Source organism: Bacillus sp. C28GYM-DRY-1 (assembly GCF_030519405.1).
Lineage (GTDB): Bacteria > Bacillota > Bacilli > Bacillales > Bacillaceae > Bacillus > Bacillus spizizenii_A.
Genome location: NZ_JAUMKF010000012.1, coordinates 77,013 through 96,867 on the forward strand (window position 1 = coordinate 77,013; position 19,855 = coordinate 96,867).

The following is a 19,855-nucleotide window of genomic DNA, read 5'->3' on the forward strand; positions in this document are numbered from 1 at the left end:
ATTAAGGAGGATGAACATGTATCCAGATTTAAAAGGAAAAGTCGTCGCTATTACAGGAGCTGCTTCAGGACTAGGAAAGGCAATGGCCATTCGCTTCGGCAAGGAGCAGGCAAAGGTGGTTATCAACTACTACAGCAATAAGCAGGATCCGAACGAAGTAAAAGAAGAGGTCATCAAGGCGGGCGGTGAAGCTGTTGTTGTACAAGGAGACGTAACAAAAGAGGAAGATGTAAAAAACATCGTCCAAACAGCGATTAACGAGTTCGGTACACTTGATATTATGATTAATAATGCTGGTCTTGAAAATCCCGTTCCTTCTCATGAAATGCCGCTGAAGGATTGGGATAAAGTAATCAGCACAAACTTAACGGGCGCCTTTTTAGGAAGCCGTGAAGCGATTAAATATTTTGTTGAAAACGATATAAAAGGAAATGTCATTAATATGTCGAGCGTACATGAAGTGATTCCGTGGCCATTATTTGTTCACTATGCGGCAAGCAAAGGCGGAATTAAGCTGATGACGGAAACATTGGCGCTGGAATATGCGCCGAAAGGCATTCGTGTCAATAATATCGGGCCAGGCGCGATCAACACGCCAATCAATGCTGAAAAATTTGCTGATCCTAAGCAGAGAGCAGATGTAGAAAGCATGATTCCGATGGGATATATCGGTGAACCGGAGGAAGTTGCGGCAGTAGCAGTCTGGCTTGCTTCAAAGGAAGCCAGCTACGTCACAGGCATCACGTTATTCGCGGACGGCGGTATGACACAATATCCTTCCTTTCAGGCAGGACGCGGATAAATCTAAAAAAGCGACCCAGAACTCATCTGGATCGCTTTTTCTTTAGGCGCGCTTTTTCTTTACAAGAGCTGCAACAGATAAAATAATGGCTGCCGCAGATAGCACAATCGCTGCTATATCAAGAGCTGAAGATCCTGAGTCTGCAGAAGCAGAATCATCTTTCGTTTGAGTAGCGCCGTGCTCATCTGTTACTTCTTTCGATGTGGTAATTTTTGTGATGGCATGAGGCGTATCCCCATCTTCGTCACCTGTCCACTCGACAATGCTGCCGTCTTTGTAATATTGGTATGCGTCCCAAGCGGCTTCCTCCGCTTTATCAGGGTTTTTGGCAACAAAGGTAAACTGCTGGAACTGGCCTTCTTGAATGCCACCGTCAGTCGCCTCCCACGTCACGGACACTGATTTGTTGTCGTGTTTCTGGGTGGATACCTTCCAGCCTGGAACTGGCTCGTATTGCTGGAATTCAACATCCTTCGGCATTTTGAGGACAATCTTTGTCGTCGGCTGATTTTTCTCAGACGGAACCTTCATTGTATAGGTTTCCCAAGAGCCTGTTGCGGATTCAGCAGGCTTTACAGTAACGTGTGCGCTGGCAGGGGCCGTAAAGAATAAGAGGGAACCGACAATAGCCGGGCATAGTGTGAATGCAATTTTCTTTAACAATTCAAACACTCCTTTAATTGGTCTTTGTAAACATGATATTGATTTCGTTAAAGTCTCCGGTCAGCCCGTGGACTTTGATCTTCCAGTTTCCTTTTTCATTAATGGATAGGTTTTCATCCTGAAAGACGCCTTTTGTTTTCTCTTTTAATTGAAACGTGCTTTTGTTTTCGCTGCCTGACAAGCCTGTTTTATAAATGGTTAACGTGATTTGCTGGATGTTTTTCACCGGTTCGCCGTTATGATCAGTGACCCGCAGCTCAAATTCATTTTTGCCTGGCTGGTTCGGGCTGATGCTGAGAGAAACGCTTTGTCCTTTCTCAATCGCTTTCGTTTGGAAGAACGGTTTCGGCGGCGGCTCAGGCGGGCTTGGCAGGCTTGTAAACACGGCCGCTGTGATCAATACAGCGATGCCGATTGCCCATTCCGCTTTCAGCGTTCGGTTGATTCCTGTACGACGCTGCTTTCTGGTGAGCAGAAAATGAAGCGCGCCTAAGACCAGCATCAACGCAAACAGTCCGCTTTTTACTAAAAGAGCTTGGCCGTATGCGGTGTGGAACAGTGAATCCATTGATCGAATGATAAAAAATCCATTGAGCAAGCCTGAAAACAAAATGACGCCGACTGCAGTAAGCGCCCATGGGGAGAACCGGCTTACCGTTTCCCATGCGAGCGTTTTGTCAGGCTGCCTCCATTCTTTTGCGAGCAGCAAAACGAGTGCTGCTATTCCGCCGACCCAGATAGAAGCGGAAGATAAATGAAGGAAATCCATCAAAATGCCGACCGCTTTTTCTTCAACGACAGCAGCATGCCCGGTAAAGGCTTTGGCAAGCAGGAGACCGAAAAAGAAAATGAGCGGCGCTGTCCAATAGCCAAAGGATGAAAAGCGGTTTTTGCGTATCACAGGGATCGCAGACAGTGCAAGCAGCACGTACAGCACGGCCTGTATGATCCAAATGGTGCCGCCTGCTGTGTCAAACAGTGTTTCTCTGATGTAGCCTGGCTGGAAGGCGCTGTCCCAGCCGCCGCCCGCGTTCGCTTTTGTCTGAATGGGAAGCTGAAGCAAAAGCGCCAGTCCCAAGACAGTAATCGAGACAATCAGGATACGTCTAGTCCGTTTGGCGAGTTGTTCTGAATCTCCTTTATACCAGAAGAGATGGAAGAAAACCGTCCCGATAAACAGAGATAAGGCTGTGTACAGAATTGCGCGGTCTGCGGCTGTTGCCGGATTCAGCGATGAACCGGCGGCTTTTTGGCTGTTGAACCCGCCGTCCGCTTTCCCGATGCTGAACGGAATGACGCCGGAAACCGGATGCCCGTCCGCAGACACGGCATTCCATTCCGCTCTGTACACATCATGCGGCAGATTCTTTTTCAGCTTCACGGTCATGATGTGATTGTTATCTTTTTTGATTTCAGTCTTATCTGTATCCACCCGATCGCCGTTTGAATTATAGACTTTAATGTAATGAAATCCTTCTTCAACCGGTTCATTAAATTCGATTTCCACCTGTGAGGGCGCGCTTTTTAATTCGCTGTTTTCACCAGGTGAAGATTTGACAATATAGGCGTGAGCAAAGCTTGTTTTCGGCAGGAAAACAAGAAAAAGCAGAAGGATAATCCACCATCTGTTTCGCTTCATCACTCAGACACCACCTTCCGCTGTATATGTTGTGTTATGTCTTGGTGCAGGTGCAGCGTTTTTTTCTGTCTTGAAGCACGTCTTCCAGCGCCTGGTCGAAGGTACGGACGGCTCCGCCGAATCCTTTTTGAAACCGTTCAGCATGGTCGAGTGTTGCAAACGGGATCGCTTGAGGCTGGCAGCAGTGCAGGTTTAATTCAGCATTTAGGACGAAATAAGCCGAACCGGCACTGACTGTTGTGTGTAACAGAAAATCTCTGCAAATCAAGTGTGAAACCTCTTCTGTTTTATCTGCGTAACGCAAAAACGCACAATGTGCGCAGCATAGCTGTTCAATGTCTTGGTTTACCGTGATCAGCTGAACCGAATGGGTTCGATTGACCGGCTTCAGGCAATAGCTGCACATATGATCCATTTGAGGTGTTCGGGCTGGGAGCGTGATGCCGCCGGACGTTTTAATGACATGATTTGACTGAACAAGCTGATTGACATCTCTGTATACCGTCATTTCCGAAACGCCGAACCTTGCGCTGATGTCAGAGATTTTAAGCGCGCCTTCTTCTTTCAGCCACTTCAGAATGTGTTGCTGTCTATTAATCGGAAGCATTCATACATCCCCTCCAATAAGATCTATTTAAGCGTAGAGGATTTTAGAGACAGAGACAAGTAAGCTGATGATAAAAAATGTGAAAATGTGTTGAACAACAACAAAACGAAACAGAAGGGACTCTGGTATAATAGACATAAGGAATGGAAAGTGAGGAATACCCTATGAAAGAAACACGATGCCCGAACTGCGGCAAACCTTTGACAGGCGACATGGTCAGATCATCAAATGTACCTTGTCAATTTCGCTGCGGACACTGCCGGGAACGGCTTTATGAATATAAAGTATCAGCTCCGATCATGCTGGTTTCATTAGCAGTCATCGTGCTGCTCATTTATCTTTTGCTGCTTCTCCGTAATGCGGCAGGCACAATGCTGCCGGCCGTACAGCACGTGCCGATGGCTGTTTTTGCACTTGTGTGCGCGTATCCCGTTTTTATCGTGAGTGAGCGGATGATCGCCAAGTACGTGATTCAAAACGGCAACATTATATATAGAGGAAAGAGAAAAGGCTCCTGATACCAGGAGCCTTTTTATTTTTAAAAAACTGTCACACCCCCGTGCCAAAGTCCTCTTTACTTTCAATTGTATAGGGACTGTAAGCGTTTTAACATAGAGTCAAAGGGAAGACGATTCTCTGAAACATATTTTCATATCTTACAACGACAAACAAAACAGGGAGGGTTTATATATGCAGCAGCAAGAACAGCAGCAAGGCGGCATGAAGGTGAAAGTGCAGCGCTTCGGGAGTTATTTGAGCGGAATGATCATGCCGAATATCGGTGCGTTTATCGCGTGGGGCATCATTACCGCGCTGTTTATTCCAGCGGGATGGATTCCGAATGAACAGCTGAATACACTTGTCAGCCCGATGATCACCTATTTACTGCCGCTTTTGATAGCGTATACAGGCGGAAAAATGATTTACGACCACCGCGGCGGAGTCGTCGGGGCGACAGCGGCAATCGGGGTGATTGTCGGGTCGGATATTCCAATGTTTTTAGGTGCAATGATGATGGGGCCGCTTGGCGGTTACCTCATTAAACAGACTGATAAATTATTCAAGGATAAAGTCAAACAAGGCTTTGAAATGCTCATCAACAACTTTACGGCAGGGATTGTCGGTGCGGCTTTGACGATTCTCGCGTTTTACGCCATCGGCCCGGTTGTCCTGACGTTAAACAAACTGCTGGCGGCTGGTGTGGAAGTCATTGTACACACGAATTTACTGCCTGTAGCCAGCGTTTTTGTGGAACCGGCGAAAGTGTTGTTCCTCAATAACGCCATTAACCATGGAATCTTAAGCCCAATCGGAATCGAGCAGGCAGCCCAAATGGGAAAATCAATTCTATTTCTAGTAGAAGCAAACCCTGGACCGGGGCTCGGCATTTTGCTGGCGTACATGTTCTTTGGCAAAGGCTCTTCAAAATCTACGGCTCCCGGTGCGGCGATCATTCACTTCTTCGGCGGAATTCACGAGATTTACTTCCCGTACATTTTGATGAAGCCGGCCTTGATTCTGGCGGCCATTGCCGGCGGAGCAAGCGGACTCTTAACGTTCACAATCTTTAATGCCGGACTTGTCGCAGCATCGTCACCGGGAAGCATAATCGCATTGATGGCGATGACGCCAAGAGGAGGATACTTTGGCGTATTGGCGGGTGTATTGGTCGCTGCCGCTGTTTCGTTTATCGTATCAGCAGTGATCCTGAAATCTTCAAAAGCAAGTGAAGAAGACCTCGCTGCCGCAACAGAAAAAATGCAGTCCATGAAGGGGAAGAAAAGCCAAGCTGCCGCTGCTTTAGAGGCAGAACAAGCAAAAGCTGGAGAAGCGTCTGAGCTGTCTCCTGAAAGCGTAAACAAGATTATCTTTGCGTGTGATGCGGGAATGGGATCAAGCGCCATGGGGGCATCCATCTTAAGAAACAAAGTGAAAAAGGCGGAGCTGGATATCAGTGTGACCAACACGGCCATTAACAATTTGCCAAGCGATGCGGACATTGTCATCACCCATAAAGATTTAACAGATCGCGCGAAAGCAAAGCTGCCAAACGCGACGCACATATCAGTGGATAACTTCTTAAACAGCCCGAAATATGACGAGCTTATTGAAAAGCTTAAAAAGTAATCTCATAGAAAGAGAGTGATACTCATGCAAGTACTCACAAAGGAAAATATTAAACTCAATCAAAAGGCATCATCAAAAGAAGAAGCCATCAAAATGGCAGGCCAGACGCTGATTGACAACGGCTATGTGACAGAAGATTACATTGACAAAATGTTTGAACGGGAAGAAACGTCCTCTACTTTTATGGGGAATTTCATTGCCATTCCACATGGCACTGAAGAAGCGAAAAGCGAGGTGCTTCACTCAGGAATCTCAATTATACAGATTCCTGATGGTGTCGAGTACGGAGAAGGCAACACGGTAAAAGTGGTATTCGGCATTGCTGGCAAAAATAATGAGCATTTAGACATTTTGTCTAAGATCGCCATCATTTGTTCAGAAGAAGAAAATATTGAACGCCTGATCTCTGCGAAAAGCGAAGAAGATTTGATCGCCATTTTCAACGAGGTGAACTGACATGATTGCCTTACATTTCGGTGCGGGAAATATCGGGAGGGGGTTTATCGGCGCGCTGCTTCACCACTCTGGTTATGATGTGGTGTTTGCGGATGTGAACGATATGATGGTCAGCCTTCTCAATGAAAAAAAGGAATACACAGTGGAGCTGGCTGCAGAGCGTCATTCATCAGAAGTGATCGGCCCGGTCAGCGCCATTAACAGCGGCTGTCAGCCAGAGGAGCTGTATCGGCTGATCAATGAGGCGGCGCTCATCACAACAGCGGTCGGCCCGAACGTGTTAAAGCTGATTGCCCCGTCTATCGCAGAAGGGTTAAGACGAAGAGACGCTTCAAACACATTGAATATCATTGCTTGTGAAAATATGATGGGCGGGAGCAGCTTCCTGAAGAAAGAGATATACAGCCATTTAACAGAAGCGGAGCAGGAGTCCGTCAGTGAAACGGTCGGTTTTCCGGATTCCGCCGTTGACCGAATCGTGCCGATTCAGCATCATGAAGATCCGCTCAAAGTATCGGTTGAACCGTTTTTTGAATGGGTCATTGATGAATCAGGCTTTAAAGGGAAAACGCCGACCATAAATGGAGCGCTGTTTGTTGATGATTTAACACCGTACATCGAACGGAAGCTGTTTACGGTCAATACCGGACACGCAGTGACAGCGTATGTCGGCTATCAGCGCGGACTCAAAACAGTCAAAGAAGCAATCGATCATCCGGAAATCCGCCGTGTCGTTCATTCAGCGCTGCTTGAAACGGGTGACTATCTCATCAAAACGTATGGCTTTAAACAAGCCGAACACGAACAATATATCAAAAAAATCATCGGACGCTTTGAAAATCCTTTTATTACGGACGATGTGACCCGCGTGGCGAGATCACCTCTCAGAAAACTGGGGCAAAATGATAGACTCGTAGGCCCGGCAAAGAAAATAAAAGAGCCGAATGCACTGGCGGAAGGGATTGCCGCAGCCCTGCGCTTCGATTACACTGGAGACCCTGAAGCGGTTGAACTGCAAGCGCTGATCGAAGAAAAAGGATACAGCGCCGTGCTTCAAGAGGTATGTGGCATTCAATCTCATGAACCGCTGCATGCCATCGTTTTAAAGAAACTGAATCAATAGCCGACCCGTGACAGCATGTCACGGGCTTTTTTTACCATCTCGCAATCTAGTATAATAGAAAACGCTTACGATAACAGGGAGAGGAGAATGACAATGAAACAATTCGAGGTTGCGGCAATACCGGGAGACGGAGTAGGAAAAGAGGTAGTGGCGGCTGCCGAAAAAGTGCTTCATACAGCGGCTGAGGTGCACGGGGGTTTGTCATTCTCATTTACGTCTTTTCCATGGAGCTGTGATTATTACATGGAGCACGGCGAAATGATCCCTGAAGACGGAATACATACGCTTACTCAATTCGAAGCGGTTTTCTTGGGGGCGGTCGGAAATCCGAAGCTGGTCCCTGATCATATTTCGTTATGGGGGCTGCTGCTGAAAATCCGGAGGGAGCTTGAGCTTTCCATTAATATGAGGCCTGCCAAACAAATGGCGGGCATAACGTCGCCGCTTCTGCATCCAAATGATTTTGATCTTATGGTGATTCGCGAGAACAGTGAAGGTGAATATAGTGAAGTCGGCGGACGCATTCACAGGGGCAATGATGAAATCGCCATTCAGAATGCCGTATTTACGAGAAAAGCAACAGAGCGTGTCATGCGCTTTGCCTTCGAATTGGCGAAAAAACGGCGCGGCCATGTGACAAGTGCGACAAAGTCTAATGGCATTTATCACGCGATGCCGTTTTGGGATGAAGTCTTTCAGCAGACTGCCGCTGATTACAGCGAAATCGAAACGTCATCCCAGCATATTGATGCGTTGGCCGCTTTTTTTGTAACGCGTCCGGAAACGTTTGACGTCATTGTGGCAAGTAACCTGTTCGGTGATATTTTAACGGACATCAGCTCAAGCCTGATGGGAAGCATCGGTATTGCGCCCTCTGCGAACATCAACCCGTCCGGCAAATATCCATCCATGTTCGAACCGGTTCACGGCTCAGCTCCCGACATTGCCGGCCAGGGCCTTGCCAATCCAATCGGCCAGATTTGGACTGCGAAGCTGATGCTTGACCATTTCGGAGAGGAAGAACTGGGAGCAAAGATTCTCGACGTGATGGAACAAGTAACAGCTGACGGCATCAAAACACGCGACATTGGCGGACAAAGCACAACGGCTGAGGTCACGGACGAAATCTGTGCGCGTTTAAGAAAACTTTGATGAAACAGGCCGGGGCGAGTGGTTGCCCCGGCCAAACAATTTCCTTACAAAAATGTCCACAAAAGACTAACCAAGAAGATCCAAATGCTGTATAATGATTTGGAATTCTTAGGAAGGTTTTGGGTGAAGGAAGTTGAATGCAAAATCAATTACGTTAAAGCAAAAAATAAAAACCAAATGGATCGTTGTACTCAGTATTGTTTTTATCGCAGCGCTCGTTTTTACGATCAGAATGGTATTTTACAAGCCCTATCTCGTTGAAGGCTCATCAATGGCTCCGACTCTTAGAGATTCAGAAAGAATTCTGGTTGACAAAGCAGCCAAATATACAGGCGGATTTCACAGAGGGGACATCATAGTCATTCATGATAAAGTGAGCGGCCGTTCATTTGTCAAACGATTAATCGGTTTGCCTGGTGACAGCATTAAAATGAAGGATGATCAGCTATACATAAATGGTAAGAAGGTGGAAGAGCCGTACCTATTGGAGCAAAAACAAGAGGTCAAAGAGTTGGGTGTACCCTTAACAGGTGACTTCGAAGTTGAGGTTCCATCAGGGAAATATTTTGTAATGGGAGATAATCGTCTCAATTCGTTGGATAGCAGAAACGGAATGGGGATGCCAACTGATAAAGATATCATCGGTACTGAATCTCTCGTCTTTTATCCGTTCGGTGAGATGAGACAAGCAAAATAAAACGGATATCAGCTGACATCACTGATAAATTTGTACGCATCTATGAGAACTTTAATAAAACAGAGCGGACGGTTTTTCTGCCTCGTATTTGATGATGGAAAGCGTTTTGAAGAAGAGTGGCCTGTCAAAATAAACCGACTCGGAATTGGCAAAGCCCTGAAGAGCATCAAATTGATAAATCTCCAAATTGATCAGCTCAAGGCTGATATATAATAGTCAAAAAGGAGAAATAGAATGAACTCATTATCTTTGCCACATCGCTATCCGTTTTTGTTTATTGATGGCGTAAAGGAAAGCGAGCCCGGCAAACATGCGGAAGCGTATAAGCTGATCAGTGAGAACGACTGGTATATCACTGATACGCAAACAGAAATGCCGTTTTCACTTGTGATTGAAGCACTTGCGCAAACCGCGGCTTTTACAGGGGTTACGGATGAGAACAGCTTAGGCTTATTGTCTTCCGTGAAGAAAGCGGAAAAACTGGGTGCGGCCATGCCCGGTGACCGGCTTGATCTAACGTTTGACGTTACACGCAATCGCCGCGGGTTTGTGTTTGGACATGCCAAGGCGTCAGTGGGCGGGCAGCCTGTTGCTGAAGCTGAAATCGGCATTTATATTGAAAAATGAAAAAAACCCTTCACAACGATTTGTGAGGGGTTCTATTATTTCGTATCGTAATCCCGTTCGCTTTGTGAGTCATCTCTTTGCTGCCGTTTGTGTTTTTCATCCTTCATGTTTTCCTTTAGCTCTTCATTCGGAATCGGATCGGTTAAGTCATTGTGTTCGGGGTTTTCATTTGGCCGGTTTTGCTGTTTTCTTTCTGTCATGTTTCATCACCTCACCGTTTGTTTTCCTCTTATCAGCGCACTTCAAACATGTGAAATCGCTTTTTTGTTCCGCTGGGTATAATGTATTAGAATAGAAAGAAGAACAACTAAAAGGCAAAGAGAGGTACATATATGTCTATTCAAAGAGAAGATGTAGATATCAAGCTGATCGCAATTGATATGGATGGAACGCTGCTGAATGACGAGCAGCTGATCTCGGATGAAAACCGTAAAGCCATTCGTGAAGCCGAGGATAAGGGCGTGTACGTGGTGATCAGCACGGGCAGGACACTGATGACGTGCCGGGAGCTGGCGGAATCGCTGAAGCTGTCATCCTTTTTAATCACGGCAAACGGCAGCGAAATCTGGGACTCGAATTTTAATTTGGTGGAACGCAAGCTGCTTCATACAGATCATATTCAAATGATGTGGGATTTGCGGAATAAGCACAACACCAATTTCTGGGCTTCTACCGTAAATAAAGTATGGAGAGGCGAGTTTCCGGAAAACATTACAGATCATGAATGGCTCAAATTCGGCTTTGACATTGAGGATGACGACATCCGAAACGAAGTGCTGGAGGAGCTGAGAAAAAACAAAGAGCTCGAAATCACAAATTCAAGCCCGACAAACATTGAAGTCAACGCGCTTGGCATTAACAAAGCCGCAGCCCTTGCAAAGGTTTCTGAAAAACTCGGCTTTACGATGGAGAATGTGATGGCGATGGGTGATAGCCTTAATGACATCGCGATGATCAAAGAAGCGGGTCTGGGCATCGCGATGGGCAATGCGCAAGACACCGTGAAAGAAACGGCTGATTGGATTACGGATACAAATATTGAGAATGGTGTCGCAAAAGCGATTTGCCATTGGGTACTATAAAAAAGGGAGTCCTAAGATGGACTCTCTTTGTTTTTAGTTTGGCAGGTTTTCTTTTGGGACCATGGTAGGTTTTCTGACAAAAGTATTTCACAAACTGATATGATTGATTATAATTGAAGCAAAGTTCAAAAATTCGGAATAGTCATTCCGAATTTCGGAACGATAAATATATCAAGCATATCGTTTGCTTTGGCAGGAGGGATTCTGTGTTTCGGGTTGATTTGAACTGTGATTTAGGAGAAAGCTTCGGAGCCTACACGATAGGCCTTGACCAAGATATTTTAGAATATGTCACATCAGCGAACATCGCATGCGGATTTCATGCAGGAGATCCTAGCGTCATGCGGAAAACAGTCGCGCTTGCGGCAGAAAAAGGCGTGAAAATTGGCGCACATCCAGGCTTGCCGGATTTACTCGGTTTTGGGCGCCGTAATATGGCGATTACCCCTGAGGAAGCGTATGATCTCGTCGTCTATCAAATTGGCGCACTCTCTGGTTTTCTAAAAGCAGAGGGACTTCACATGCAGCACGTCAAGCCGCATGGCGCTTTATACAATATGGCGGCAGTCAATCAAAAGCTGTCGGAGGCTATCGCGAAAGCTGTCTATAAGGTTGATCCCGATCTGGTTCTTTTCGGTCTTGCTGAGAGCGAGCTCGTAAAAGCGGGAATACGGTTCGGACTTCAGACGGCAAATGAAGTGTTCGCCGATAGAACATACCAAGCGGACGGCACGCTGACACCGCGCTCCCAGCCGGATGCACTCATTGAAAGTGATGATGCCGCCGTCACACAGGTAATCAAAATGGTGAAAGAAGGGGCGGTCACATCTCAGCAAGGACATGATGTGTCATTAAAAGCAGATACCGTTTGCATCCATGGAGATGGAGCCCGTGCGCTGACATTTGCGCAAAAAATCAGAAAACAACTCAACGCGGCAGGAATTGAAGTGACGGCTATCTCAGCACAGAAGTCAACATAAAGGAGGATCACTCTAGATGAAGCAGCAGAAAAAAAATGCAGGAAAAAAAGCGGGCAGCTGGTCATTGCTGATGGGTGCCGCCTTTTTAATGGCCACCTCGGCAATTGGCCCAGGTTTCCTGACACAAACCGCAACATTCACAAACACACTCGCGGCAAGCTTCGGTTTTGTTATCTTAATCTCTATTATTTTAGATATATTCGCTCAAACCAATGTCTGGCGCATCATCGCAGTGTCTGGAAAACGCGGTCAGGAAATTGCGAATATGGTGCTTCCGGGACTGGGATATTTCATCGCCATTCTTGTCGTGCTTGGCGGACTAGCTTTTAATATCGGGAATATCGGAGGTGCCGGACTCGGACTTCAAGTTCTGTTCGGCATTACACCAGAAACAGGCGCTTTGATCAGTGCTGTTGTTGCCATTTTAATCTTTTTAATTAAAGAAGCAGGAAAAGCAATGGACCGCTTTACGCAAATTGCGGGCTTTGCCATGATCATTTTAACACTGTACGTTGCCATTACGTCTGCACCGCCAGTCGGACAGGCTGCGGCAAACACCTTTGCCCCTGAACAAGTCAGTATATTTGCAATTGTAACACTTGTTGGCGGGACAGTTGGCGGATACATCACGTTTGCTGGGGGACACCGCTTACTGGATGCTGGCATTAAAGGAAAGGAAGCGATTCCGCAGGTAACAAAAAGCTCAGTTGCCGGAATTTTAATTACATCTGTTATGCGAATTGCCCTTTTCTTAGCTGTGCTCGGCGTTGTTTCAAAAGGCCTGCATATTGACGAGAGCAATCCGGCGGCTTCAGTGTTCCAGCTTGCAGCTGGAAATGTTGGTTATAAAATTTTCGGATTGATCATGTGGTCTGCGGCCATTACCTCTGTTATCGGGGCAGCTTATACGTCTGTTTCGTTCTTTAAAACCTTTTCTCCGAAAATTGAAAGGAATTCCCGCGGCATTATTATCGGGTTTATCGTGATTTCTACGTTAGCTTTTGTCACAATCGGACAGCCTGCGAAAATCCTCGTGCTTGTCGGTTCACTGAATGGCTTGATTCTGCCGATTGCACTCGGAACGCTGCTTATTGCCGCATATAAGAAAAAGATTATTGGTGATTATAAACATCCGCTTTGGCTGACCGTTTCAGGTGCACTGGTTGTAATCGTAATGGCGATTATGGGAGTCTACACGTTATTTACACAACTTCCTCAATTGTGGAGCTGATAAAGGTGGAACAATTAAATAAAATGGCGCCAAAGGATGTGCGCGCCTTAATACGAGAGGGAAAAATAACCGGGACGACCGCAGGAATGTCCGGTGGCTATGCCCAAGCGAATCTTGTGATTCTAAAGAAAGACCTTGCGTTTGACTTCCTGCTGTTTTGCCAGCGGAATCAAAAGCCCTGTCCTGTGCTGGATGTGACAGAAGCGGGTTCGCCAGTGCCGTTGGACAGATGGTTGTCAGCATGAGACCCGTTCCAGAACGGCTGGCTGTACGCGCCGCACAAGTGACCTCACGTTTTCCAGCTGTGCACGGAGGGCCGATTCATATCGGCAATCTGGGAGCAATCGGCATTCGCGATTTGGACAAGCCGGATTTTGGTGATGCCGTTTCCATTCGTGAAGGAGAGATTCCTGTTTTTGGGCGTGCGGGGTGACACCACAAGCCGTGGCTATGAATGTAAAACCTGAAATGGTCATCACACATGCGCCGGGGCACATGCTCATCACAGATATTCGAGACGAGTCGCTTGCTGTGCTGTAACCTCTCGTCCTCCAAATGAACGAGAAATAAAAAGAGGTGAGAAAGATGACTGAACAATTTCAAATCGAGCAGCTCGGTGATTCTGCAATGATGATCCGATTTGGAGAAGAAATAAACGAGCAGGTTAACGGCCTTGTCCATGCCACGGCCGCTTATATAGAAGAACAGCCATTTCCGGGATTCATTGAATGCATCCCGGCTTTTACAAGTCTGACGGTATTTTATGATATGTATGAAGTATACAAGCATTTGCCTCAAGGCATAAGCTCACCTTTTGAGAAGGTCAAACGCGATGTCGAAGAAAGACTGAGGGAAATCGCTATAGACTATGAGAACAACCGCCGTATTGTAGAAATCCCCGTCTGCTATGGCGGTGAATTCGGGCCTGATTTAGAAGAAGTGGCGAAGATTAATCACCTGTCACCAGAGGAAGTTATTGATATTCATACAAGCGGGGAATATGTGGTGTATATGCTAGGCTTTGCTCCTGGTTTTCCTTTTTTAGGCGGGATGTCAAAACGCATCGCCGCTCCGAGGAAATCTTCGCCAAGGCCGTCGATTCCCGCCGGTTCAGTTGGAATTGCAGGAATGCAAACAGGTGTGTATCCGATTTCAACGCCGGGCGGCTGGCAGCTGATCGGCAAAACGCCGTTGGCTCTGTTTCGGCCGCAGAAAAACCCGCCGACGTTATTGAGGGCGGGAGATATTGTTAAATTCGTGCGTATCTCAGAGGATGACTATCACGCCTATAAGGAGGAGTCCAATTGAGCATGAAAGTGTTAAAGCCCGGACTGCTCACAACGGTTCAGGATAGAGGCAGAACGGGGTATCAAAAATACGGCGTTCTGGCAAGCGGAGCCATGGATACGGTCTCGCTGCGCATTGCCAATCTGCTAATCGGCAATAGCGAAAATGAAGCCGGTCTTGAAATTACGCTGATGGGGCCCGGTCCGTCATTTTATTTTTCAAAAACGACGTTGATTGCGGTGACAGGGGCGGACTTCACTTTGCGTATTAATGAAGAGGAAGCCCCTTTATGGAAGCCCGTGCTCGTCAAGGAAAACAGCACGGTCAGCTTTGGTCCCTGCAAACTCGGCAGCCGTGCGTATTTAGCAACAGCTGGTGGCTTCGATGTGCCTGCCGTCATGGAAAGCAAAAGCACGTACGTCAGAGCGGGGATCGGCGGACTTCATGGCAGAGCGCTTCAAAAGGAAGATGAACTATCCATTGGAGAGACGTCATCTCTTTCGCAAGCCATTCTTTCCCGATTAAGCCCGCAACTTGGAAAACAGGGATTTGCAGCGCCGAAGTGGTCGGTCAGCCGCGGGAGGTTTCTGCCATTGAAAAAGAATCCTGTCATTCGGGTGCTGGAAGGAAAACAATTCGGCTATTTTACAGAAGAATCGAAAACGCGTTTTTATGAAGAAACATTTCGTGTCACGCCACAGTCCGACCGTATGGGTTACAGACTCAAAGGAGAACCGCTCGAATTAAAGGAACCGCTGGAGATGGTGTCAGAAGCGGTTTCGTTTGGAACAGTTCAGGTGCCGCCTGACGGCAACCCGATTATCCTGCTTGCAGACCGGCAAACGACCGGCGGCTATCCGAGAATCGCGCATATCATATCCGCTGATCTTCCGATTGTCTCCCAAATCATGCCGGGCGAGCACATCCAGTTTGAGCCTATATCCCTTCAAAAAGCGGAAGCGCTTGCGATAGAACGGGAACAGCATATAAAAGAACTGAAAACGAGAATGAAGATGGAATGGCTGACTTAACAAAGGGGATGAATATGCAGAATAAAAACAAAACCGTAGTCAAATCTATGGCTCTGCTTCATTTGTTTTTGCATGAACCAAGCCTTACCTTAAGTGAACTGGTATCACTGTCAGGTATGCCGAAAACCTCTGTTCACCGGATGGTCAGCTCTTTAGAGGAAATGGGGTTCCTCAATCGTGATTCGTCCGGCGCTTATTCGCTGGGACTAGTGTTTTTGGAATTCGGACAGCTTGTCGCTGACAGACTGGATATCAGAAAAATAGCGAAACCGGTGATGGAAGAGCTGTGCCGGGAAGTGGATGAGGCTGTGCAATTGATCATGAGGGATGGCAATGAAGCGATATATGTTGAGAAAATAGAAGGGACACAGACTGTACGGCTGTACACGGCGATCGGCAGGCGTTCTCCTCTGTATGCGGGAGCGTGCGCCAGAAGCATTTTGTCCTTTCTCCCCCGTGAAGAAATCGAAACATATATCAAACAAACTGAGCTCCTTGCAATTGGCTCCGGAACGATTACCGATCCTGAAAAACTGTTGCAGGAGATTGATGCCTCTGTGCAAAATGGCTATACCGTCAGCTATTCAGAGCTCGAAAACTATACAGCGGCTATCGGCGCCCCGATTTTTAACCATAAGCGTCAAGTGGCAGCCGGCATCAGCATTGCAGGCTTAGAAGCGAGATTTACAGAAGACAGGCTGCCTTATTTAACAGAAAAGGTGAAGGCTGCCGCTTTACAGATTTCCAGAAAAATAGGGTATTCATAAGTAGCCGATCTTTTCTTCGCTGCGTACATTAACGTATCGACGTTCAGGAGTGGAGGAAAGAACATGGTGCTTCGATATACAGCACTGGGGGATTCTTTGACGACAGGGAGAGGCTCCGGGCTGTTTTCTCCCGGCTTCGTCCACCGTTTCGGAGACATGATGCAAGCCGACTTGAAAACAAAAACGGCAATTTCCATCTTTGCCAAATCAGGCTTAAATACAGAAGAAATTCTGGGGCTTCTGTCATATCCCTATGTGCAAAAATGTATTCAAGATGCTGACGTGGTAACCATCACAGGGTGCGGAAACGATCTCATCGATTCGGTCTTAGCCTACCAGACGTCTAAGGACGAAACGATCTTCAGCCGTGTATCCGCCCATTGCCATGAGAATTTTGAAAAGATGATTGCCAAAATCGCTGAGATCAAAGGAGTAAACCCGTCCCCGTACGCCATCCGTGTGTTCAACTTATACAATCCGTTTCCCGGCATTGAAATCGCTGGCAAATGGATCACATCTTTTAATTCACATTTAGAAGAACTAGCATTAGCGCCCCGTGTCAAGATTGTGGATGCCTACAGCATTTTCAAAGGTAAAGAACAGGAATATCTGTCCTTTGACGGTGTCCATCCGAACAGCAAGGGCTATCAAGCGATGGCTGAAGCAGTGCACAAGTTAGGCTATAAAGAATTGTCAGTTTCATAGAAAACGCGCCTTATGGCAGGGCGCGTTTTTATGTGTGAAAGAAATATTAAAAGAAACTTAAAATTCCCTTTCTTCTGTTCTACAGACAAAAAAAGTGCGCTAGAATAATGGAGGGCGTAGGCAAATATAGCCATGTCGTTCAATATTTCGTATATAAGGAAGGATGGTCCTTTTGTTTCGGATTTTTAAAATGTCTTTTGCTGTTATCATTATTGTACTGGCGCTTATTGCTTTTAAATATACGGAACACACCTCTGTTATCCAATCGGTCATGCTCGTCTTTCTTGGCGCCGTCATGTTTATGCAGGGGCTTGAAGAGCGCAAAAAAGAAAACGACGGATCAGGCGCTTTTAATATTTATACCGCCGTTTTCGTATGGTCTGTCTCTCTCATCGGTTTTACACTTCATATTATATAAATCTATTACACATCCTGAAAATGCTCGACCGTCGGGAATGGGGTATAGAACCGATGAAGCAAGGCTTTCCACTCTTGATACTCTGAAGAACCGCGAAAGCCTTCCGTATGGTCCTCAAGTGTTTCCCACTCCACAAGCAGCAGATATCTATGTATTTCTTCCATGCATTTTGATAACGAGTGAGTGATATAGCCCTTCATGGCGGAAATAATCAGCGCCGCTTGGCGAAACGCCTCCTCAAACTCTTGTTCAAGCCCTTCTTTAATGTGAAGCATTGCTGCCTCTCTGACCATGTCATCCCTTCTTTCCTTCTTTTCAAATAGTCTACAGCAAACGAGAGGAGATTTCTGCAAAATTGAAGAACCTTTTCCTTCATTTTCAAAAAAACTTGCACGCACCAATTCATTTAAGAGAAAATAATAGGTGGAAGGCAGGGGAAAGTCATGTTAAAAAAGTGTATTCTACTAGTATTTCTATGCGTCGGATTGATCGGGTTAATCGGATGCTCCAAGACAGATTCACCAGAGGATCGCATGGAAGCATTCGTAAAACAGTGGAACGATCAGCAATTCGATGACATGTATCAAAGCCTGACCAAAGATGTCAAAAAAGAAATCTCCAAAAAAGATTTCGTCAACAGGTATAAAACCATCTATGAACAGGCAGGCGTAAAACATCTGAAAGTCACTGCGGGAGAAGTGGATGAAGACGATAAAGACAACAAAACGATGAAGCATATCCCGTATAAAGTCAGCATGGATACAAATGCGGGCAAGGTCAGCTTCAAAAATACCGCTGTGCTGAAATTAGAAAAAACAGATGACGAGGAGTCATGGAATATAGATTGGGACCCATCGTTTATTTTCAAGCAGCTGGCTGATGACAAAACGGTACAAATTATGAGCATTGAACCAAAACGCGGCCAAATCTACGATAAAAACGGGAAAGGCTTGGCCATCAATACAGATGTTCCAGAAATCGGAGTTGTTCCCGGAGAGCTTGGCGACAAAAAAGAAAAAGTCATAAAAGACCTCGCGAAAAAGCTTGATTTGACTGAAGGCGATATCAAGAAAAAGCTGGATCAAGGCTGGGTCAAGGACGATTCGTTTGTGCCTGTCAAAAAGGTCAAGCCGGACCAGCAAAAATTAGTGTCTGAGGCGACATCATTACAAGGTGTAACAAGAAGGAATATCAGCTCCCGATATTATCCGTATGGCGAAAAGACAGCCCATTTGACAGGCTATGTCCGCGCCATCACTGCGGAAGAACTGAAGAAAAAGAAAGACGGAACGTACAGCGATACGTCTAACATCGGCATCGCCGGTCTTGAAAATGTGTATGAAGACAAGCTAAGAGGCACAACCGGATGGAAAATCTACGTGCCGCAAACCGGAGAAGTCATCGCTGAAAAGAAAGCGAAGGACGGCGAGGATCTTCATCTTACAATTGATATCAAAACGCAAACGAAGCTGTATGAAGAACTGAAGGATGACAGCGGGACGGCAGTCGCGCTGCAGCCGAAGACAGGCGAAACACTCGCACTTGTCAGCGCGCCTTCTTACGATCCAAACGGATTTATTTTCGGCTGGAGCGATAAGGAATGGAAAAAACTAAACGAAGATAAAAACAATCCGTTTTCAGCGAAATTTAACAAGACATACGCACCAGGTTCTACGATTAAACCGATTGCGGCTGCCATCGGAATTAAAAACGGCACCCTGGAAGCCGATGAGAAGAAAACCATCAAAGGAAAAGAGTGGCAAAAAGATTCAAGTTGGGGCGGCTATTCAGTGACACGTGTGTCAGAGAGCCTTCAGCAAGTTGATCTTGAAAATGCCCTCATCACCTCAGACAATATTTATTTTGCACAGAACGCGCTTGATATGGGAGCAGGCAACTTCACAAAAGGCTTGAAAGCGTTCGGCTTCTCAGAGGATATCCCATATGAATTCCCGATTCAGCAATCGTCTATCGCAAATGACAAGCTCGATTCAGACATTTTGCTTGCTGATACAGGGTATGGACAAGGACAAATGCAAATGTCTCCGCTTCACTTGGCAGCTGCTTACACGCCATTTGTCGACAACGGAGATCTTGTCAAGCCGACGCTAATCAAAAAAGATTCGCAAACAGCTGATGTTTGGCACAAGCAAGTCGTCACGAAGGAAGGCGCGGCAGACATTACAAAAGGTCTGAAGGGCGTTGTGGAAGACGAGCGCGGATCAGCGTATCAGCCTGCCGTAAAAGGAATCACTGTTGCCGGGAAAACAGGAACAGCCGAGCTGAAATCATCAAAAGATGATAAAGATGGCGCGGAAAATGGCTGGTTCGTCGGCTACGATTACAAAAACAAAGACCTGCTTGTCGCCATGATGATCCAAAATGTGCAGGACCGCGGCGGCAGCCACTATGTCGTTGAAAAAGCGAAAAAACAATTTCAATCGAATTAAAATGCCTTTTT

General features: G+C 46.4%; 22 protein-coding genes and 2 pseudogenes. 18 read left to right on the plus strand and 6 right to left on the minus strand.

Features of this window, described 5'->3' with window-relative positions; all coding sequences use genetic code 11:
• Nucleotides 1-16 precede the first annotated feature (16 nt).
• Nucleotides 17-802, plus strand: coding sequence for a glucose 1-dehydrogenase (gdh, locus tag Q3W56_RS13155; RefSeq protein ID WP_302895794.1), 786 nt, complete (start codon nucleotides 17-19; stop codon nucleotides 800-802).
• A gap of 42 nt (nucleotides 803-844) precedes the next feature.
• Here gdh and Q3W56_RS13160 read toward each other — a convergent pair whose 3' ends face one another.
• From Q3W56_RS13160 to cutR, 3 genes are read right to left on the minus strand one after another with little or no spacing between them, the layout of a single operon-like run.
• Entirely contained in the window at nucleotides 845-1,465 is a 621-nt protein-coding gene (locus tag Q3W56_RS13160; protein ID WP_302895796.1) for a YcnI family copper-binding membrane protein, read from the minus strand.
• Between the two features lie 13 nt (nucleotides 1,466-1,478).
• Nucleotides 1,479-3,104 carry a copper resistance CopC/CopD family protein gene (locus tag Q3W56_RS13165; protein WP_302895827.1) on the minus strand — a complete coding sequence of 542 codons (1,626 nt, stop codon included), beginning with the start codon at nucleotides 3,102-3,104 and terminating at the stop codon, nucleotides 1,479-1,481.
• Between the two features lie 34 nt (nucleotides 3,105-3,138).
• The gene (cutR, locus tag Q3W56_RS13170; protein WP_302895797.1) at nucleotides 3,139-3,711 is read right to left on the minus strand and encodes a copper uptake transcriptional regulator CutR; all 573 of its coding nucleotides are present in this window, start codon (nucleotides 3,709-3,711) and stop codon (nucleotides 3,139-3,141) included.
• A 164-nt stretch (nucleotides 3,712-3,875) separates the two neighbouring features.
• Between cutR and Q3W56_RS13175 the strand changes: the two genes are divergently transcribed.
• The 6 genes from Q3W56_RS13175 (at nucleotide 3,876) to sipU (ending at nucleotide 9,266) form a co-directional block, all read left to right on the plus strand.
• Entirely contained in the window at nucleotides 3,876-4,229 is a 354-nt protein-coding gene (locus tag Q3W56_RS13175; RefSeq protein ID WP_268400875.1) for a hypothetical protein, read from the plus strand.
• 172 nt (nucleotides 4,230-4,401) lie between these two features.
• Nucleotides 4,402-5,838: a PTS mannitol transporter subunit IIBC gene (locus Q3W56_RS13180; protein ID WP_302895798.1), complete on the plus strand. Its 1,437-nt coding sequence runs from the start codon at nucleotides 4,402-4,404 to the stop codon at nucleotides 5,836-5,838.
• Between the two features lie 24 nt (nucleotides 5,839-5,862).
• Nucleotides 5,863-6,294 carry a PTS mannitol transporter subunit IIA gene (locus Q3W56_RS13185; RefSeq protein ID WP_302895799.1) on the plus strand — a complete coding sequence of 144 codons (432 nt, stop codon included), beginning with the start codon at nucleotides 5,863-5,865 and terminating at the stop codon, nucleotides 6,292-6,294.
• Between the two features lies 1 nt (nucleotide 6,295).
• Nucleotides 6,296-7,417, plus strand: coding sequence for a mannitol-1-phosphate 5-dehydrogenase (locus tag Q3W56_RS13190; RefSeq protein WP_302895800.1), 1,122 nt, complete (start codon nucleotides 6,296-6,298; stop codon nucleotides 7,415-7,417).
• Nucleotides 7,418-7,504: 87 nt separating this feature from the next.
• On the plus strand, nucleotides 7,505-8,569 hold the full coding sequence (locus Q3W56_RS13195) for a tartrate dehydrogenase (RefSeq protein ID WP_302895801.1): 1,065 nt from the start codon (nucleotides 7,505-7,507) through the stop codon (nucleotides 8,567-8,569).
• A 133-nt stretch (nucleotides 8,570-8,702) separates the two neighbouring features.
• The gene (sipU, locus tag Q3W56_RS13200) at nucleotides 8,703-9,266 is read left to right on the plus strand and encodes a signal peptidase I sipU (protein WP_302895802.1); all 564 of its coding nucleotides are present in this window, start codon (nucleotides 8,703-8,705) and stop codon (nucleotides 9,264-9,266) included.
• A gap of 51 nt (nucleotides 9,267-9,317) precedes the next feature.
• Here sipU and Q3W56_RS13205 read toward each other — a convergent pair.
• A pseudogene (locus Q3W56_RS13205) lies at nucleotides 9,318-9,455 on the minus strand (hypothetical protein); the annotation flags it as partial.
• Between the two features lie 45 nt (nucleotides 9,456-9,500).
• Between Q3W56_RS13205 and Q3W56_RS13210 the strand changes: the two are divergent.
• A complete protein-coding gene (locus Q3W56_RS13210; protein ID WP_268398756.1) occupies nucleotides 9,501-9,893 on the plus strand; it encodes a 3-hydroxyacyl-ACP dehydratase FabZ family protein in 393 nt (130 codons plus the stop codon).
• A gap of 35 nt (nucleotides 9,894-9,928) precedes the next feature.
• Here Q3W56_RS13210 and Q3W56_RS13215 read toward each other — a convergent pair whose 3' ends face one another.
• Nucleotides 9,929-10,093 (minus strand): hypothetical protein, encoded by a 165-nt coding sequence (locus Q3W56_RS13215; RefSeq protein WP_019713338.1) that lies wholly within the window; start codon nucleotides 10,091-10,093, stop codon nucleotides 9,929-9,931.
• 132 nt (nucleotides 10,094-10,225) lie between these two features.
• On the opposite strand from Q3W56_RS13215, the gene Q3W56_RS13220 reads away from it, so the two are divergent.
• From Q3W56_RS13220 to Q3W56_RS13260, 9 genes and pseudogenes are all read left to right on the plus strand, one after another.
• Complete coding sequence (locus Q3W56_RS13220; protein ID WP_302895803.1) at nucleotides 10,226-10,975, plus strand: Cof-type HAD-IIB family hydrolase; 750 nt, start codon at nucleotides 10,226-10,228, stop codon at nucleotides 10,973-10,975.
• A 206-nt stretch (nucleotides 10,976-11,181) separates the two neighbouring features.
• A complete protein-coding gene (locus Q3W56_RS13225; protein WP_302895804.1) occupies nucleotides 11,182-11,955 on the plus strand; it encodes a 5-oxoprolinase subunit PxpA in 774 nt (257 codons plus the stop codon).
• A 16-nt stretch (nucleotides 11,956-11,971) separates the two neighbouring features.
• Entirely contained in the window at nucleotides 11,972-13,186 is a 1,215-nt protein-coding gene (locus tag Q3W56_RS13230; protein WP_302895805.1) for an NRAMP family divalent metal transporter, read from the plus strand.
• Nucleotides 13,187-13,209: 23 nt separating this feature from the next.
• A pseudogene (locus tag Q3W56_RS13235) lies at nucleotides 13,210-13,726 on the plus strand (D-glutamate cyclase family protein).
• Between the two features lie 45 nt (nucleotides 13,727-13,771).
• Nucleotides 13,772-14,494, plus strand: coding sequence for a 5-oxoprolinase subunit PxpB (gene pxpB / locus Q3W56_RS13240; RefSeq protein WP_302895806.1), 723 nt, complete (start codon nucleotides 13,772-13,774; stop codon nucleotides 14,492-14,494).
• A gap of 2 nt (nucleotides 14,495-14,496) precedes the next feature.
• Nucleotides 14,497-15,504, plus strand: coding sequence for a 5-oxoprolinase subunit C family protein (locus tag Q3W56_RS13245; RefSeq protein WP_302895828.1), 1,008 nt, complete (start codon nucleotides 14,497-14,499; stop codon nucleotides 15,502-15,504).
• Between the two features lie 14 nt (nucleotides 15,505-15,518).
• On the plus strand, nucleotides 15,519-16,271 hold the full coding sequence (locus tag Q3W56_RS13250) for an IclR family transcriptional regulator (RefSeq protein ID WP_302895807.1): 753 nt from the start codon (nucleotides 15,519-15,521) through the stop codon (nucleotides 16,269-16,271).
• A 63-nt stretch (nucleotides 16,272-16,334) separates the two neighbouring features.
• Entirely contained in the window at nucleotides 16,335-16,976 is a 642-nt protein-coding gene (gene lipC, locus Q3W56_RS13255) for a spore germination lipase LipC (protein WP_302895808.1), read from the plus strand.
• Nucleotides 16,977-17,148: 172 nt separating this feature from the next.
• On the plus strand, nucleotides 17,149-17,394 hold the full coding sequence (locus tag Q3W56_RS13260; RefSeq protein WP_014112683.1) for a YczI family protein: 246 nt from the start codon (nucleotides 17,149-17,151) through the stop codon (nucleotides 17,392-17,394).
• A gap of 5 nt (nucleotides 17,395-17,399) precedes the next feature.
• Here Q3W56_RS13260 and Q3W56_RS13265 read toward each other — a convergent pair whose 3' ends face one another.
• A complete protein-coding gene (locus Q3W56_RS13265; RefSeq protein ID WP_302895809.1) occupies nucleotides 17,400-17,687 on the minus strand; it encodes an antibiotic biosynthesis monooxygenase family protein in 288 nt (95 codons plus the stop codon).
• Nucleotides 17,688-17,837: 150 nt separating this feature from the next.
• On the opposite strand from Q3W56_RS13265, the gene pbpC reads away from it, so the two are divergent.
• Nucleotides 17,838-19,844: a penicillin-binding protein 3 gene (pbpC, locus tag Q3W56_RS13270; protein ID WP_302895810.1), complete on the plus strand. Its 2,007-nt coding sequence runs from the start codon at nucleotides 17,838-17,840 to the stop codon at nucleotides 19,842-19,844.
• Nucleotides 19,845-19,855: the final 11 nt, after the last annotated feature.